This window comes from Spiroplasma endosymbiont of Halictus nicosiae, assembly GCF_978018445.1.
In genome coordinates this window covers 1,359,073-1,375,660 of record NZ_OZ389573.1, presented here as the reverse complement: position 1 = coordinate 1,375,660, position 16,588 = coordinate 1,359,073, and the positions used below count along the sequence as shown (strand labels likewise).

Genomic DNA, 16,588 nt, shown 5'->3' with positions numbered 1-16,588 from the left:
TGCTAAACGCGATATAATTATAATTATTATAAGAAAAAGGGGTTGTTTATAATGGATCGAGATATTAAATACGAAGAAGTCTTAGTCCAAATTAAGTTGTATATTAAAGATGAAGCAACATTAAAGGAAATTCACAAAACATATGAGTATGCTGAAGAAAAACACCATGGGCAAGTTCGCAATAGCGGAGCAGCGTATATTATCCATCCATTATGAACAACCTTTTTTTTGGCACAATGGCGAATGGGACCAAAAACTTTAATTGCTGGGTTATTACATGATGTTTTAGAGGATACTCCGGCTACCTTTGAAGAATTACAAGAATTATTTGGGATTGAAATTGCTAATTTAGTTGAAGGGGTAACCAAAGTTAGTTATTTTGCAAAAGAAAATCGGACACAAATCAAAGCACAATATTTACGAAAGTTATATTTATCAATGGCAAAAGATATTCGCGTAATTATTGTCAAGTTAGCTGATCGTTTACATAATTTAAAAACAATTGGTTATTTAAAACCAGAACGTCAACAAATTATTGCACGAGAAAGTTTAGAAATTTATTCAGCAATTGCTCATCGCTTAGGAATGAAAGCTGTTAAACAAGAAATTGAAGATATTAGTTTTAAAATTGTTAACCCTGTGCAATACAATAAAATTGTTTCATTATTAGAATCAAGTAATAAAGAGCGAGAAAATACTATTAATCAAAAAATTGAAGAATTAAAACAAATTTTAATTACTAAGAAAAAGATGTCTGTAAAAGTATATGGACGTAGTAAATCAATTTATTCAATTTATCGTAAACTGAATCAGTTTGGTAAAAATTTTGATGATATTCATGATATTTTAGCTGTTCGTATTATTACAAATAGTGTTGATGATTGTTATAAGGTGTTAGGTTTTGTCCATCAGCATTATACGCCATTAAATAATCGCTTTAAAGATTATATTGCTACGCCAAAACATAATTTATATCAATCTTTGCATACTACAATTGCGGCTGATGATGGTCTTATTTTTGAAATTCAAATTCGAACTGAAGAAATGGATGAATTAGCAGAACAAGGGGTAGCAGCGCATTGACGTTATAAAGAAGGGGAAAATTATGATATTGCAAAAAAACAAAAAGATATTGATGAACGATTAGATATTTTTAAACGGATTTTAGATTTAGAAAATATTTCAGTACAAGAACGAGATGAAATTCAACAAGAAGTTTATAAACCAGATCATTTAATGGAACAAATTATTCAAAATGATATTTTTTCTTCGTTAATTTATGTTTTAACACCAAATGGGAAGGTTGTAACATTACCATTTGGTTCAACTGTTCTGGACTTTGCTTATAAAATTCATTCTGAAATTGGAGAAAAAACAATTGGAGCAAAAATTAATGGTTTATTTTCACCAATTTCAACTGTTTTAAAATCAGGGGATGTGGTTGATATTAAAACAGCAGCAACCCAAAAACCAAATCATTCATGATTAGTTGTCGCCAAAACATCATCGGCGTTACAAAAAATTAAGAAGTATTTGAAAAAAGAATTAGTTGAAGTAACTAGTGATGCAAAATCAGTTAATTTAGAGAAAATTAAACAAACAAAGGCACAAATTGAAGAATATATTGCAAAAAAAGATTTAAAATGAAAATTAGTTGGTTCAGAAACACAATTAGAACGATTACATGCAATTAATTTTAATAATATTGAAGATTTTTTGTTAGATGTTGGTAATGATGAATATTCTTTAGAAGAAGCAATTAATTTAGTTTATTTAGATCACGAAACAAGTCAAAATGAAAAAATTTTAAAAAAATTACAAGATAAACAATATAAAAAAGCACAATTAAAAGATGATATCATTGTCCAAGGTATTTCAAGCATTAAAGTTATTATTTCACAATGTTGTTTGCCAATTCCATATGAAGACATCACTGGTTATGTTTCTAAAGCTGAAGGGATTAAAGTTCATTTAAAAACTTGTCGTAATATTCAAAGCGGTGATAAGCAAGACCGCCAAGTTGAAGTTAGTTGAAATGAAGCAGTTTGTAAAAATAAACAATATGATTGTGCAATTCGGATTGAAGCAATTGATCGACCAGCCTTACTAGTTGATGTGACAAAAGTATTAAGTCATTTAAATGCATCCGTTCAAATGATGAGTGCTAATGTTTCTGGTGATTTAATGAATTTAACAATTAAAACAATTATTAAGGTTAGTAATGCTGACCGCTTGCAACAAATTCGGTCATCATTATTAGCCATTCCAGATATTAAAGTAGTAGAACGAGTTATGATGTAATTTGTTAATCACTTCAGAATAAATAAAAAATATCATCTTCCTTGTTTTCTTGGTATAATATACCTATAATTATTTAGAAACATGGAGGAGACTATGGCATTAAAGTCTTGACTAAAATTTAGTACTATATGATTTTTAGCAGGAATTGTAATTATTATAGCTGGAGCAGTTGTTCCAACATTAAATCAACAAGTAACAGCCTTAAAACAAGAAATTATTAATTCATTAAGCGTTAAAGGATTAAACCTTAATCCATTAGAAACTTTGCAGGGAGATAGTGCTTATAATATTTTAAATTTTTTATTATCATATGGTTCTTTTCAAGCAGTTTTTAGTTTAAATGGATTTGCTCTTTTTAAATTTTGAGTAATTGATTTATATATTTTTGTTCCTATTTTTACATTAATTGCAGTTGGAACAGCAATTTTTGTTATTGTCTTACTAACAAATATAACAGTAGCACATTGAAAATGAAATGTTCGTTTATTAGTTGGTAAATGAATGACAAGAATTGGTGGCTTTACTCTATATCTATCCTTATTTTTAGGATTATTTTTCATTGCCATTGCTGATGGTTTTTCTTTTGTACTGCGTGAAAAACTTTATTGATATAATTTAACTAATGGTCAAGGATTGGCAACTTGAATAAACAATGTACAATATCAACCAAATGTGTTTTCAATATTAGGTTTAATAATTAATCAAGATGGCTTAGAAACGCTTTTTGCACAAGCACCAACAATTATGCAAGCAGGAGCAGTATTAATTATTTTTGTGATGCCCCTTGCTGTTGCTAATGTTGTGATTGGATTATCAATTCGCATTGCAATTGAATTATTATTACCATCATCAGCAGGACACCGTGGTGGATTTGTAACTCATTTTATACAATGATTAGGATACATTAATATTTCTTCTCTTCGGGAACTTCGTCAACGCTTAGGAAGCAACATTGGAATGATTTTATTAATGATTGGTTTTATTGTAATTATGATTTTCCCTGCTTTCACATCAACAACGGGGTATGTTAGAGCTAACTTAATTCTTTTAGTAGTTGTGATAGGATTAATGATCATTAGTTTTATTCCCCTTTATTTTATGTTGTTTTGTTTAGCACGTTTACAAGAATTTTCATATAATTTATTAATGTTTGTTCAAATGCTAACATGATTAGTAATTGGTTTACTTTGACAAACCTTAATGTGAACAATATTTCGCCAATATTTTCAATATCCAGCCGTTGTGCCAGTAATTACGACTTTCTTCTTTGTTAATATTTTATTAGTTTCGTTTTATTTATTGGTTCGAGGATATCGAAAATAGACTTTTAGTAAGAACTTCTTTGAAATAAAAAAGTTTTTTTCATTTGGTATGCTATAATCCTATTAATTAATTATGAAAGAGAAGGGAATATTAAAATGACAAAATTTACAGCAAATGCAATTCGAAGAATGTGGTTAGATTTTTTTCGCAGTAAGGATCATTATGAATTACCTTCAGTATCATTGATTCCTGTTGATGATCCGTCATTATTATGAATTAACTCTGGTGTGGCGACGTTAAAGCCATATTTTGATGGGCGAAAAACACCACCATCACCACGCTTGACAAATTCACAAAAATCAATTCGAACTAATGATATTGAAAATGTTGGTTATACAGCACGTCATCATACTTTGTTTGAAATGCTTGGTAATTTTTCAATTGGTGATTACTTTAAAAAAGAAGCAATTATGTATGCTTGAGAATTTTTAACTGATAAAAAATGAATTGGGTTTGATCCTGCCAAATTATATGTCACAATTTATAAAGATGATCAAGAAGCTTATGAAATTTGACGCAATGTAATTGGTTTAAGTGATGAACGAATTATTAAAGGTGATAAGGATACTAATTTTTGAGAAATTGGGGCCGGACCATGTGGACCTAATACCGAAATTTTTTATGACCGTGGGGAAAAATATGATCCTGAGCAATTAGGATTAAAGTTATTGCAAGATGATTTAGAAAATGATCGTTATTTGGAAGTTTGAAATATTGTTTTTTCACAATATAATAATAATGGTGATGGGACATATACTGACTTACCACGAAAAAATATTGATACTGGTGCTGGATTAGAACGAATTACTTCAATTATTCAAGAAACACCAACTAATTTTGAAACTGATTTGTTTATGCCGATTATTAAAGCGGTTGAAAAATTAGTAAATGGAAAATTTCATTATGATGAAACAGCATTGTTTAACAATGATTCAGAACAATTAAAAATTAATACTGCATTTGAAGTAATTGCTGATCATATTCGGGCAGTTACTTTTGCAATTGCTGATGGTGCTTTTCCGGGGAATAAAGATCGCGGTTATGTTATTCGACGTTTAATTCGTCGTGCTAGTTTATATGGGAAAAAAATTGATTTAACAGAACCATTTTTATTTAAATTAGTGGAAACAGTAGTTAACATTATGCAAGAATATTATTCTTATCTAGTTGAAAAACAACCAATTGTTGAACAAGCTGTATTAGATGAAGAAAATAAATTTTTGAGAACATTAAAACAAGGAAACAAACTTTTTAATGAAGTTAAAAGAAAATATGATATGATTTCAAAAGAACATGCCTTTTGTTTACTTGAAAGTTATGGTTTCCCAATTGAATTAATTGAAGAAAAAGCACACGAAGCAGGGATTAGTGTTGATCGTGTTGGTTTTGATGAATTATTAGAAAATGCGAAAACAATTTCACGTACTAATCGAAAAGATATTAAAGCAATTCATTTACAAAGCGAACTTTTTACCAAGTTAGATGTTGCTAGTCAATTTGTTGGTTATGAACATGAACAAGTTAATAATACAGAAATTGTCTTTATGTTTGCTGATGATAAACCAGTCACAAAATTAACTAATACAACAGGATATATCATTTTAAAAGAGACACCATTTTATTCTGAAAAAGGGGGACAAGCTGCTGATCACGGATTAATTTTAAAAGACAATACGACAGCTTATGTTCTCGATGTACAACAAGGGCCAAATAAACAGCATTTACATTTTGTCAAAGTTAAAGGGACACTTAAGATTGGAGATTTGGTCAATGCATCAATTGACAGTGATCGTCGTTTTTATACGCGGAAAAATCATTCAGGAACACATTTAATTCATGCTGCTTTACGAGAAGTGTTAGGAAACCATGTTATGCAAACTGGTTCTTATAACGATGATGAACGTTTACGAATTGATATTACACATAATCAAGCAATTACACCAGCGGAAATTACAGATGTAGAAGCTTCTGTTACAAAAGCAATTAAGGCTGCAATTCCTTGTGAAGTTATTTTTACTGATATGCAAACAGCATTAGATGTGCATCATGCTTTAGCTTTTTTTACAGAAAAATATGATGCTGAGGTTCGAATTGTTAAATTTGGTACTTATTCTTGTGAACTTTGTGGAGGAACCCATGTGACTAATTCACAAGATGTTGAAGATTTACTAGTAACTGGTTTGGAATCAAAAGGAGTTGGAACATTTCGAATTCATGCTATTACCTCAAATAAAACAATTGCTAGTTATCTAAATGAACAATTTTTAAAAGAAAAAACTGAAGCAATTAATTATTTTGATAAGTATAATCAAGGTAAGAAAGCATTACTTGACCAACGTTTAGAGCAAACTTGAGAACAAATTAGAAATTTAACTGTTTCAAAAACAAACTGAAAACAGTTAAAAGAGTTAGTAGTACAATTTAAAGAAGATTTTAAATATTGACAAAAACAATATGATAATATTTTAATTCAACAATTTGTCAAACAATATAATACCTTGTTACCACAAACTAAAAATGGAATTAATGTTTTAACTCATCAATTTACAACAAAAGTTGATATTAATGCTTTAAAAGTGTTAATTGATGATTATAAAGTTCGATATCAAAACTTACTAATTTTCTTCGTTGATGTTAGTGATGAAAAACAAGCCACATTAATTGTTGGTGTTAGTGATGATTTAGATGATCGTTATCAAGCTGGAAAAATTATTCAACAATTAAATCCATTATTAGGTGGTAAAGGTGGCGGCAATAATAGTGTTGCTCAAAGTGGTTTTAACAATAAAGACAAAACTTTACTTGTTAAATTATTTGCTAACCCGCTAGAATTTTTAAAACATCATGGCTAAGTATTATTTAGGAGTTGATGTTGGTAGTAAAACACTAGGGTTAGCAACAAGTCGGGGACTGATTGCGACTGGGTATGGTGTTTATCGTTTTCCAGAAAATGATTTTGCACAAGCAGCAGAATATTTAGCAGAGTTAATTACAACGAACCAATTTAGTGATATTATTATTGGCTATCCAAAAAATATGAATAATACAATTGGACCTCGTGTTTTAATGGTTAATGATTTTGTTGATATTTTAAAACCATTATTAGAAGCAACGATAACAATTCACTTAGTTGATGAACGGTTAACAACACATCAAGCTCATCAAATAATGTTAGAAGCAAATTTTTCGCGCCAAAAACGAAAACAAAAAAAAGATAGTTTAGCAGCGCAATTAATTTTAGAAGCATATTTACAACAGAAATAAAAGAGTCATTCTCTTTTATTTTTTTAATATTTAATTATACAAGTATTGATATCAAAAACAAGAAAAAAATGATATAATCTTAGAAAAAGAATTTATTGACGGTTATAATTTAAAAATTTGAGGTAAAATGATGGCTAGTAAGAAATTGAATGAAACAAAACAATTACAAGAAGTTAATAATAATTTAAAAATAAATGTTAATGAAACAATGCTTATTAAAATGTTAACTAAGTCTTGAAAAAAGTCAGAACCATATTTAAAGTTAATGGAAGAATATCAAAATTTAAATTCAAATAGTGCAATTGATTGAAATCAACGTTATGAAAAAGAATATGAAAAATTTGTTAAATTATTATTAGGAGAAAATGCCAATTTAAAAAAACCCCAAGTAAAAAATCATCATTATTTAAAAAAAGAATTGGCAAAAAATGCAACGAGTAGCAAGAAAACAATGGGACTAAATCCTAGGTTGTTAAGAATGAACTAATCTTAGACGAGAATATAAAGTCTGATAAAGTATTTCCTTCATCAGAAGAAACTGAAAATATTATTAGTAAGTTAAATCCAAATCAGCAACGATTAATCCGACAATGCAATGAACATTATGGACGATTCCAAAGTCAAACACAAGGTTCAAAAAATGACAGTCAAAACGAGGAAACAATTGAATCATTAAAAGGATTTAATGAACAAGTGAAAGAACATGCAAATAATTGAGGATTAAATCAAAATCAATTACAATTGTTATCATGACGAGATAATACTAAACATGATTTTAATCCATATTCAAATCGAGCGCAAGAAGGTTATCATCCAGAAGAAGATTATTCTTTATCAAATCGGGATCTTAAATCACGGTCATTAGATGAAATTAAAGATCAAATGAATTTAAGTAAAAATCAATTAGAATTGTTGTCACGTCGGAATTCACATCCTTCAGAGTGAAAACAACATATGCAGCAAATCACACATAAAAAAGATAAAAATGAGACACCAATTGTGATTAATCCGGAACATGTTATTAAAAAACGTGATCAAATGGTCAAAGAATCATTATCCCGTAGTTTAGGAAAAACTAAGAAACAAATTGGTGGTAAATATATTCGTAATTTTATAAAAGAAGAACCAAAACGAAAACCAATTTTTAAAACTGATCTTTATTTAGAACCTGATATTACTAGACAAATTAATCCATTAATGATAAAACCATCAAAGAAGATTAAGTCAAAATTATCAATAGAAAAAATGAAGCAATTGTGATAAATTTAACTTTCACAAATGCAATTAGTAGTAAGCAAAAGCAACCATTTTTGAATGGAACTAGTCAAAATAGTGTACCTACTAAAACAATAGGGGCTAGCAATAATAAAACATTAATTGAACAAACACAAAAAATAAAAATGATATGGAAATGATTATGAAAAAAATAATGATAAAGTTTCTAATTTAAAAATAACAAAAAAACAATCTAATTTGATAGCAGAAGTAAATAATCAAACATTTATTCCTACTAAAAGAAAAGACGCAGATTTGACTTTATATACACGGAAAGAATTAAAAGATTATCAAATTGATTATGCTGATTCCACAAAAACACATGATTTAACAGTTGATTTAACGGAAAATCAATATATTTATGCAGGATATCATCCTCGTGAAATTTGTGAAATTCATCGGCGTCAGTTAAAAGAAAAATTAATTCAAAAAAATATGCGTAAAGAACGGCGTTATCAAAAAAACTTAATAATAAAAAAGTAAAACCTAAACCATTACCACAAATTTTAATTGAAAAATATCCTGATGAAGGAAAAAAAGTTATTGATGGCTTTTTAGTTGAAAACTCTAATAATGAAAAGAGTGAAACAATAAGTAGTAACAATAAAGTGGTGAAGAATTAACAATGGAAAATAAAAAAATTTCAACAGCCGAATTAATTCGTAAATATTTTGATGAAGTTGTGACATCAAGTGGCATTGATCCTCAGAAAAGACCTGATGTGGCTTTACAATGAGCGCGAGAGAAAGAATTATGAGCGCAAGAGGCAGATGCTATTGTTCAAAAACAATTATTACAAGCATTAGCAAATAATAATAAAATTCAAATACAAAAAGTATAACGTCAACAAGAGTTAGCGCTTCGTGATTTACAACAAATTAGATTAAATGAATTAAAAAAACGAGAAGAATATTTGGCTACATTATCAAAGCCAGTTAAATTACCAAAGATAAATAAAAAAATATTAAATAGTGAAGTTACTGGATTAGAATTGCAAGCAAAGCCAGTATTTAAAAATAGAAATGACATTAATAAAATTTCAACAGCAGAAGATAATTATGGCACTATTTTTATGCGAGAAATTGGTCGTGCATTGTTAGATGAATATAATATGTATCATCAACCACAAGAACAAGAATCTTTGCTGCTATCAACTGAAAAATCAATAAAAAGTAAGAGGCAGCGTTATCTTCACAAAAAAGGCCCAAAATCACGCTGATAATCTTTAAGTTAAAAAAGATATATTATTATAAATAATTTATTAAAAAAAGCAAGGTTTTTAGTAAAAAAAATTTAAAAAAGTGCAAAAATTTTATATAATATATGTAAGTATCAAAAAACGAGAAAATAGATAAAAGAGGAATAGAAAATGGCAAAAGAAAAAGACTCAGAATCTGTCGTAACTTCTCGTGTCAATTATGGAAACATTATTGATTCTGATCGAGATACAACAGAACTAATGGATAAAAAATTAACGCCAGCAACAATCAAGGTTTTATTGGGACAATTAGATGAAAATAGTGTCGAATACCAAGCGTTAAAACAAAAATATGTTAACGAAGTTGTTAGAACTAAAAAAACAGGTGTTATTCGTTTAAAGGATAAAAAAAGAAATACTTGAGAAGAGCAAAGAGCTAAAAGTAAATTTATTGATTATAGTTATCGGGTTGAAAAAGAAATTCCTGTTTTGCAAAGATTAAAGAATCATAAAGCAAAACAAGCAGTTAGTAAGAAAGCAGAGTCAAAATCAAAGCCTTTCTTACCACAATTTTCACCAGTAATGTCATTAACAGAAGAAATAACAATTACTACCGAGCAAACGAGTATGCCGAAGAAAATGTCTGTTAAAAATGCCAATTCTAAAAGAGAAAATTTAATGAAACCGCCATCAAAAGATAGTGAGCATATTAATGACCAGTTTTCTACTTTCTTAACCTGAAATCATTTTGATGCTAATCAGGTTAAAAATAAATTAGAATTATCAAACTCGTTTGAAGACAAACCTAAAACAATTATTTGTCGAAAAGAAACAGAAGAAGTAACAACAATTCGTCGTGATTTACGACCAATCTTGGCACAACAAATTTCTCAAATTAAACGGAATGGTTTATCAATTGTTGATTTTGTTGTTGATCCAAATGATAAAATTGAAATTGAAAAAGGAGATGATGAAATTCTTGTTCGTTTAATTAAACAATCACCAGTTGAAATTAGTTTAAATGAATTTGCTGAAAAAGATATTACTCCGCTAAAACCAAAGCCAGTTAAAATAATTCAGACAACAGAAGATCCATTATCAATTGAAGAACGATTAATTTTACGATTAGAAAATAAAAGTCGTTTTCAGAAATTGACTGATGCAGAGCAAACGCAATTAGAACAATTAAAAGCAACTTTTGCTACAAAACTAAATTATAAACAAAGAAAAAAAGATCGAGAAACTGCAAAAGCAAAGAAAGCGATTAATAATCAAACAAACGAAGTAATAACTGATGAACAAGAATTATTGTTTGATGAAGATCTTTACAAAAAAACAAATTATAATCATCGTTATGATGAAACAAAACGGCCAAATATTGAAGAACGATTAGTTTATGATCAAAAAATGACGGAATATTTTTTTGAAGTTCGACGTCAATATGAACAAGGATATAATCGTCAAATTTCTCAAGAATTAGCTGATTTTAATCGAGCTATTAACTTATCACGAGCAATTAAAACTAATGATGAAGAATTAAGCAATGCAACTTTAAAAACCGTAGTGAATCAATTTCCCTATTACGTAAGCATGTTATGCTATTAAACCAAAAGCAATATGCTGAAATTAAATTGCTAAATAAACAAGTGCTTAAATATAAAGATACAAAAGAAAACCTTGAAGAGTTTATTAAACGTCAAAAGGAATTCCGACGGTTATTAAGAATTCGCGATGAAGTTAAAGAAAATCGACAACTTTTAATTGAATCATTACGAGTGCAAGCAAAACTAATGCAAGACGTATGTAATAGAAAATAGTGTATTAATTATTAATTATCACCTCGTTAAGTATTAACCAAATATTTATAAACCTTAAGGAGATAGGAGGTAACGAGAAATGATAGGAGATATAAAAACAGGGCATCTTTACTTTTTACGCAATGGAAAAATCATTTGCATTGATCAGATGGACCCCAATGAAATTTTTTTGCAGGTAATGCACAAGATAAAAATCATTTTCTTAGTTATAATGTTTATACTGAAAATAATGTTACAGAAGCATGTAATAAAAAGGAATATATTTTATTAAGAAATGCTAAATTACATGGGAAATTACTGTATTTACATGCAAAAAAAATTAGATTTTTAAAGTTGGCAGAAATTAAAGCTCCATTACTAGTAGATGGGATTCATGTTCGGGTACAAGAAAAAATCTTTGATTATCAAGAAGCTTTAGCACGTCGATATAATGAAGAATTAGTTGAAAAATTAACAGAAAAAGATGAAATTCAATATCGATATGCGCATCAAAAACGAACTAATCATTTTTGAGATCGTAAGAAACCATAGGTTTCTTTTTTACTTAATTTAAAGAAGGGAAAAATAGGATGTTAACATTTAAAAAATGACGTTATTTAGTTAAAATTCGACAGGAGCTTGGTTTACCACCGTTGAATTGAAAACAAGAGTTATATTCTGAACATATTATGGCTTTGATAAGATTATTGAACGATATGTTCGGACTGTTAATTATATGTGATATTTTAAAAATGTTGCTTTTTATGATGATTTTAGCCGTATTACATATTATTTTCCACGCTTAATTTTAACGCGAAAAAATCTTTATTTTTTAAAAATCAAAACATTATCTGAACCAGTAACAATAACATTAACAACTCCAATGTGAGAGCAAAGGAAAGGTTTAATTACTTCGCCAATTGTAACACAACAATTTATGATTAATCGGATGGTTAAATTACTTGATGCAAAACAATTTTTACGTACTGCTATAATTAATTTGGTTGTGATTAATAGTAAAGAACCATTTATTGTTACTGACTTGGTGCCTTATAATAATATTCAAATAATTAATCAGCAAGAAATGCATTAAAGTGATATAATAAAATATATTGAAAAAAACGATGATTTAACGATTGATCTTTTTGCCGATAAAACAATTTTAATGTTACATCATTTGTTAAGCGAGCATAGTCATCGCCATAATTATCGGTTACAAAAAAGTAGTTTATTTTGTTTATATTATTATATTTAAAGGAGTATGACACGTGTCAAAACGCCAAGAACGCATTAATATTATTAATTTGTTATATCGTCACTTTGTTTTACAACATGATGTTTTAACAACAAAACAAGAAGCATATGATTTCTCACAAATGGTAACAACTTCTACGGAAACAATTCAAGTTGAGGAAATATTAGCAAATCTATCAGATATTATTGCGAAAATTAATCAACATTTAAAACCAGGATGAAATTTTGCTCGTTTAAGTAATTATCATAAGGCTGTTTTAGTATATGGAGTTTATGAAATTTGTTATCAACAATTAGCAAAGGCAATTGTCATTAATGAAAGTTTAGAAATTTTAAAATTATATGGCGAAGATACTGATTTTAGTTACATTAATTCAGTCTTAGATCAAGGGTAGTATACATTATTTTGAGGTTTTTAATAAAATTAAGTAATTAGAAACAAATTAAGTTTCGCTTATGACTAAATGATAACAAAATTTATAAAAAATTCAACTTTTTTTAAAAATATAATTTTTAATTGAAGAAATAATTTATAAAATTATGAATTTTGACACACTAAAAAATACTTTTTAAAGTTATTACTAATTTTAAAAGGTTTTTTTTTTATAAAGATAAAAATTGATTTTGAGATTGATTTAAATTAAATATATTAAATTTAATTTTTTCTTTATTTTTATTATTTTTATCAATTTTTTCTTCATTGGTTTTACTATTAAGTCTTAACATAGAAGCAATTAACATATTGATAAATATTTCTTTACAATATATTTTGCACCACGCCCTTTAATAGCCTTAATATAATGTGATACATCACCTTCAACATGACAACCAATATTATATTCTAACGCTTGATTTTCAATTCCTTCTTTATTATTTTTAATTAATTCAATAGTTTTTAATAAAAATTTCTTTTTATTATCAATAACATAAGGCAAATGACACATTAAAAAATCTAATAATAATTTATAATTTCCAGTAAAGAAATATATTTTTGCTAATTTATATTTTATTTTATGAATTTTGATTCTATTTCGATTTGGGAATAACTGTTTAAATCTATTTGATAAATAAAATTTATCTAAACTATATGATACAGTATTATTTTTATATATTGCTTTTATTGCTTTGTAAATTTTTTTAATTTTTTTTCACCATCACAAGATATTAATATTTTAGTATCTTCATTAATATCATAAGTATCCATTAATTTAAAAATTTTATCAATAAAATTATCAATATTAGATTTGTCATTTTTATTCTTATGATTTTTATTCATCATTTGAAAAACGCCTTTTTTCTTTTTCATTTTTTTCTGGTTTTTGTTGACTTTTCTTCATCAACACCAACATGCATAGTCGCAAGAAATATTTTATTTTCAACTCTTTTTTTATTTTCTCTCATAGGTTCAAAAGCCCCATCAATTTGAATGTATAAAATATTATTTGGAATTTTAATTTTATTGTTATTTTTATTACTAATATAATCAGTTTCTTCTAAATCGTCATTTTTAAAAATATTAGATATTGTTCTTTCACTAATATTTGCATTCTCTGTTGTATGTAAAATATCTTTATATCTTTTTCCATCACCCAAAAAAGATAAATATTTATCTTTTAAATTTTTTTCAATTCTTTCGTATTTTTTTAAACCTAATTCTTCATCCAAAGGATAGCGGTTTATATATTCATTTTTTTCTTCATCATATTTAAAATATCTTCGTCTTTTTAAAGTGTTATCCCCATATTCTGTTTTAAATGTTTTTGGTATTTTTGATACAACCTTATATCCTTGTAATATTCCCCCTTGTTGATATAATTTAAATATCTCATTATCTCTTTCAATTAAGAAATTTTTAACTTCATTGTTTGTTTCTATTATTTTATCTTTTTTATAATCTTCTAATAAATTTTGTTTTAATTCCATTTTATAATTTCCTTTCGTAATTAAACAATTTTTTTAAATTATGATACTTAATACTTCACATAATCTTATCAAAAAAGGAGGCTATTTAAAAATGCAAGACTTTACTAAAATTAATAACAAAAAACGGATTACTAGTTATGAACATTTAAATAAAAAATATGATTTAAATTTTAGTGACTATAATTTTGGTTTTGATTGAGAAGTATTTAAAGATTTTGTTGGTAATAGTTATGCCCGATATTTTACTTCGCCAAGTTTTTTTAAATTTGTTTCAGCTGGTCGTGGTACTAATAAAACATGAAATCATTTAGCCGAAAAATTATTTTTTGCTTGTAATTTTACCGATGCTTCATCTAATATCTTACGAAGATATGCCAATAGCCATGAAGATACTACATTTGGCGATACAATTAATGTATGTAATTATTTATATGATAAATATGGGATTGATATAGGGCCCGACAATGAAAATGGAATTGTTTGACCTAAAAATGTTAAAGAAGGTGGAGAAATTGTTTTTCCTAGTGGTGTTCGCATTGCTTTTGCTGGTTATGCTAATGGTAATAAAATTATGGGAAAAGTTGGTAAAGGTAGTGGTATTATATCGGCGTGAACAGATGAAATGATACATGCTGAAGAAAAAGAAATTTTAACTGATAAAAAACTAGATAAAAGATATAATAATTTAAGAGTTTCAATGTTTCGTTCTAAAAGTTTAAAAGTATCTTATGAAAAATACACGGATGAAAATGATAATGAACAATATAATTTAAATAATCCTATTCCAGTAAAAGAATTATATTGGACATTTCAAGAATGAGACAACATAGCAAAACAATACATAAACGTAACAACATATTTTCATAAAACATATTCTAATCAATTTACTTTTGGTTGTATGTATTATTTAAGGATTATAATTAATATCTTAGAAATTGTGGAATAAAAATACCACTTACTTATTTAAGTTATATTACTTTTAATTTTATTGTCAACAATATTTTAACATTTTTTAAATTTTTCAATGACAAAAATATATGTTTATTAAAGTTATTTAATTTATTAGATAAAATTAATAAAAATATAAGTTTGGTTGTAAATTATTATTTACAAAATTATTAACTGAATAATTAATTCTATTTTCTTCTAATGGTTCATTAGTATTAAATAAATTAATTTTATTTTTAAAATTCATCATACTAGTATTTAATTTATTTTTAAGAGTTTTTTCATGATAAGTTGCTTTTTTAACCAAAACACCTTTACAGTAATTAATGTAAGTAATTTATTAACAAAATTAGTTAATTTACTATTTTTTTTAATATATTCTGGAATATTATCTAGCTCTATAACACCTAATTTATCTTGAATTACAGGTCTTTTTTTCGTTGATTTTACCTTATCAAAACCAGTATGAACAGTTGAAAATATACTATGTTTTTTTATTTTTTCTTTTCCTTTTTTCTTTTCATTTCACATTTTTAAATAAGTCCCATCAATTTGAATATATAAAGTATGAGGTATCTTTATTTTTTTATCAGTTTTATTAAGGTAATATTCTTTATCAGTTTTTGCATTTTTCATAATATTTGAAATTGTTTTTATACAAATTTTTACATGTTCCATAGTATCTAAAATATCTTGATATGTTTTTTTCTTGCCAATAAATGATAATATTTTTTCTTTAACAGAATTATTTATTCTTTGTCATTTTTCAATTCCTAAAAGTTTATCCAAAGGAAAAATATATTCTTCTTTACCTGTTTCTGGATTAATTTTATAATATTTTCTTCTTTTAAAAGTTATTTTCCCATTTAAAATAGTTAATGTTCTTGGTTTTATTTCTTTTACTTTATAATCTTTAAATTTTTTTAAAGTTTCATCAATTTTATAATTTTTAAAAATTCATTCATCACAATCTTCTAAATTTTGTTGAATAATTTCAATACTTTGTATATATAACAAATTATTAAAATTCTTAAAAAAATTGTTATCAATATTTATCATTTTTTTACCCTCTTTCCTTAGTTCTACACATTAACACAAAAATAATAAAAATGCAAAAAAAGATATTATTTTTTATTTATTGTGTTATAATTTAATTGTTAATTATTAGCAAATTAATTTAACTTGTAAATTGTACTATGAAGTGTAGCACTCTACTTAATTTTATTATAACATCAATAAAATAAATGTTCAATATAATTTATTTTAAAAAAATTTAGTAGTTTTGTTTTAAATTTATGAATTTTGG

21 protein-coding genes are annotated in these 16,588 nt (G+C 26.5%); 16 read left to right on the top strand and 5 right to left on the bottom strand.

What is annotated here, in order from left to right:
• Positions 1-51: 51 nt before the first annotated feature.
• From ACZ91P_RS09490 to ACZ91P_RS09420, 15 genes are all read left to right on the top strand, one after another.
• Entirely contained in the window at positions 52-2,301 is a 2,250-nt protein-coding gene (locus tag ACZ91P_RS09490; RefSeq protein WP_465155424.1) for a RelA/SpoT family protein, read from the top strand.
• Positions 2,302-2,394: 93 nt separating this feature from the next.
• Positions 2,395-3,624, top strand: a complete 1,230-nt coding sequence (gene scm1, locus ACZ91P_RS09485; RefSeq protein WP_465155422.1) for a motility-associated protein Scm1 — start codon at positions 2,395-2,397, stop codon at positions 3,622-3,624.
• Positions 3,625-3,719: 95 nt separating this feature from the next.
• Entirely contained in the window at positions 3,720-6,476 is a 2,757-nt protein-coding gene (alaS, locus tag ACZ91P_RS09480) for an alanine--tRNA ligase (RefSeq protein WP_465155420.1), read from the top strand.
• A complete protein-coding gene (gene ruvX / locus ACZ91P_RS09475) occupies positions 6,469-6,888 on the top strand; it encodes a Holliday junction resolvase RuvX (protein ID WP_465155418.1) in 420 nt (139 codons plus the stop codon). Before alaS ends, ruvX begins: the two co-directional genes overlap by 8 nt.
• A gap of 130 nt (positions 6,889-7,018) precedes the next feature.
• The gene (locus ACZ91P_RS09470; protein ID WP_465155415.1) at positions 7,019-7,375 is read left to right on the top strand and encodes a hypothetical protein; all 357 of its coding nucleotides are present in this window, start codon (positions 7,019-7,021) and stop codon (positions 7,373-7,375) included.
• Between the two features lie 206 nt (positions 7,376-7,581).
• Complete coding sequence (locus tag ACZ91P_RS09465) at positions 7,582-8,151, top strand: hypothetical protein (RefSeq protein ID WP_465155411.1); 570 nt, start codon at positions 7,582-7,584, stop codon at positions 8,149-8,151.
• Positions 8,145-8,318, top strand: a complete 174-nt coding sequence (locus ACZ91P_RS09460) for a hypothetical protein (protein ID WP_465155409.1) — start codon at positions 8,145-8,147, stop codon at positions 8,316-8,318. Before ACZ91P_RS09465 ends, ACZ91P_RS09460 begins: the two co-directional genes overlap by 7 nt.
• Before the next feature lie 100 nt (positions 8,319-8,418).
• A complete protein-coding gene (locus ACZ91P_RS09455) occupies positions 8,419-8,646 on the top strand; it encodes a hypothetical protein (RefSeq protein WP_465155407.1) in 228 nt (75 codons plus the stop codon).
• A gap of 142 nt (positions 8,647-8,788) precedes the next feature.
• On the top strand, positions 8,789-9,004 hold the full coding sequence (locus ACZ91P_RS09450) for a hypothetical protein (protein WP_465155404.1): 216 nt from the start codon (positions 8,789-8,791) through the stop codon (positions 9,002-9,004).
• 72 nt (positions 9,005-9,076) lie between these two features.
• Positions 9,077-9,385, top strand: a complete 309-nt coding sequence (locus ACZ91P_RS09445) for a hypothetical protein (protein WP_465155402.1) — start codon at positions 9,077-9,079, stop codon at positions 9,383-9,385.
• Positions 9,386-9,532: 147 nt separating this feature from the next.
• Positions 9,533-10,966 carry a hypothetical protein gene (locus ACZ91P_RS09440; RefSeq protein ID WP_465155400.1) on the top strand — a complete coding sequence of 478 codons (1,434 nt, stop codon included), beginning with the start codon at positions 9,533-9,535 and terminating at the stop codon, positions 10,964-10,966.
• Positions 10,957-11,178 carry a hypothetical protein gene (locus ACZ91P_RS09435; protein WP_465155398.1) on the top strand — a complete coding sequence of 74 codons (222 nt, stop codon included), beginning with the start codon at positions 10,957-10,959 and terminating at the stop codon, positions 11,176-11,178. Before ACZ91P_RS09440 ends, ACZ91P_RS09435 begins: the two co-directional genes overlap by 10 nt.
• Before the next feature lie 135 nt (positions 11,179-11,313).
• The gene (locus ACZ91P_RS09430) at positions 11,314-11,709 is read left to right on the top strand and encodes a hypothetical protein (RefSeq protein WP_465155396.1); all 396 of its coding nucleotides are present in this window, start codon (positions 11,314-11,316) and stop codon (positions 11,707-11,709) included.
• A gap of 184 nt (positions 11,710-11,893) precedes the next feature.
• A complete protein-coding gene (locus ACZ91P_RS09425; protein WP_465155394.1) occupies positions 11,894-12,250 on the top strand; it encodes a hypothetical protein in 357 nt (118 codons plus the stop codon).
• Between the two features lie 175 nt (positions 12,251-12,425).
• Positions 12,426-12,806: a transcription antitermination factor NusB gene (locus tag ACZ91P_RS09420; RefSeq protein WP_465155376.1), complete on the top strand. Its 381-nt coding sequence runs from the start codon at positions 12,426-12,428 to the stop codon at positions 12,804-12,806.
• Positions 12,807-13,014: 208 nt separating this feature from the next.
• Here ACZ91P_RS09420 and ACZ91P_RS09415 read toward each other — a convergent pair whose 3' ends face one another.
• Genes ACZ91P_RS09415 through ACZ91P_RS09405 form a run of 3 tightly spaced genes read right to left on the bottom strand, consistent with a single transcriptional unit; the run spans position 13,015 to position 14,334 of the window.
• Entirely contained in the window at positions 13,015-13,152 is a 138-nt protein-coding gene (locus tag ACZ91P_RS09415; RefSeq protein WP_465155374.1) for a hypothetical protein, read from the bottom strand.
• Positions 13,146-13,571, bottom strand: a complete 426-nt coding sequence (locus tag ACZ91P_RS09410) for a hypothetical protein (protein WP_465155372.1) — start codon at positions 13,569-13,571, stop codon at positions 13,146-13,148. The genes ACZ91P_RS09415 and ACZ91P_RS09410 overlap by 7 nt, the downstream gene beginning before the upstream one ends.
• A 43-nt stretch (positions 13,572-13,614) precedes the next feature.
• Positions 13,615-14,334: a UPF0236 family transposase-like protein gene (locus ACZ91P_RS09405; RefSeq protein WP_465155370.1), complete on the bottom strand. Its 720-nt coding sequence runs from the start codon at positions 14,332-14,334 to the stop codon at positions 13,615-13,617.
• 91 nt (positions 14,335-14,425) lie between these two features.
• On the opposite strand from ACZ91P_RS09405, the gene ACZ91P_RS09400 reads away from it, so the two are divergent.
• Positions 14,426-15,280, top strand: coding sequence for a hypothetical protein (locus ACZ91P_RS09400; RefSeq protein ID WP_465155368.1), 855 nt, complete (start codon positions 14,426-14,428; stop codon positions 15,278-15,280).
• Positions 15,281-15,406: 126 nt separating this feature from the next.
• Here the strand turns inward: ACZ91P_RS09400 and ACZ91P_RS09395 are convergent, their stop codons facing one another.
• The gene (locus tag ACZ91P_RS09395; RefSeq protein WP_465155366.1) at positions 15,407-15,532 is read right to left on the bottom strand and encodes a hypothetical protein; all 126 of its coding nucleotides are present in this window, start codon (positions 15,530-15,532) and stop codon (positions 15,407-15,409) included.
• Between the two features lie 8 nt (positions 15,533-15,540).
• Complete coding sequence (locus tag ACZ91P_RS09390; protein ID WP_465155364.1) at positions 15,541-16,341, bottom strand: UPF0236 family transposase-like protein; 801 nt, start codon at positions 16,339-16,341, stop codon at positions 15,541-15,543.
• Between the last annotated feature and the right edge of the window lie 247 nt (positions 16,342-16,588).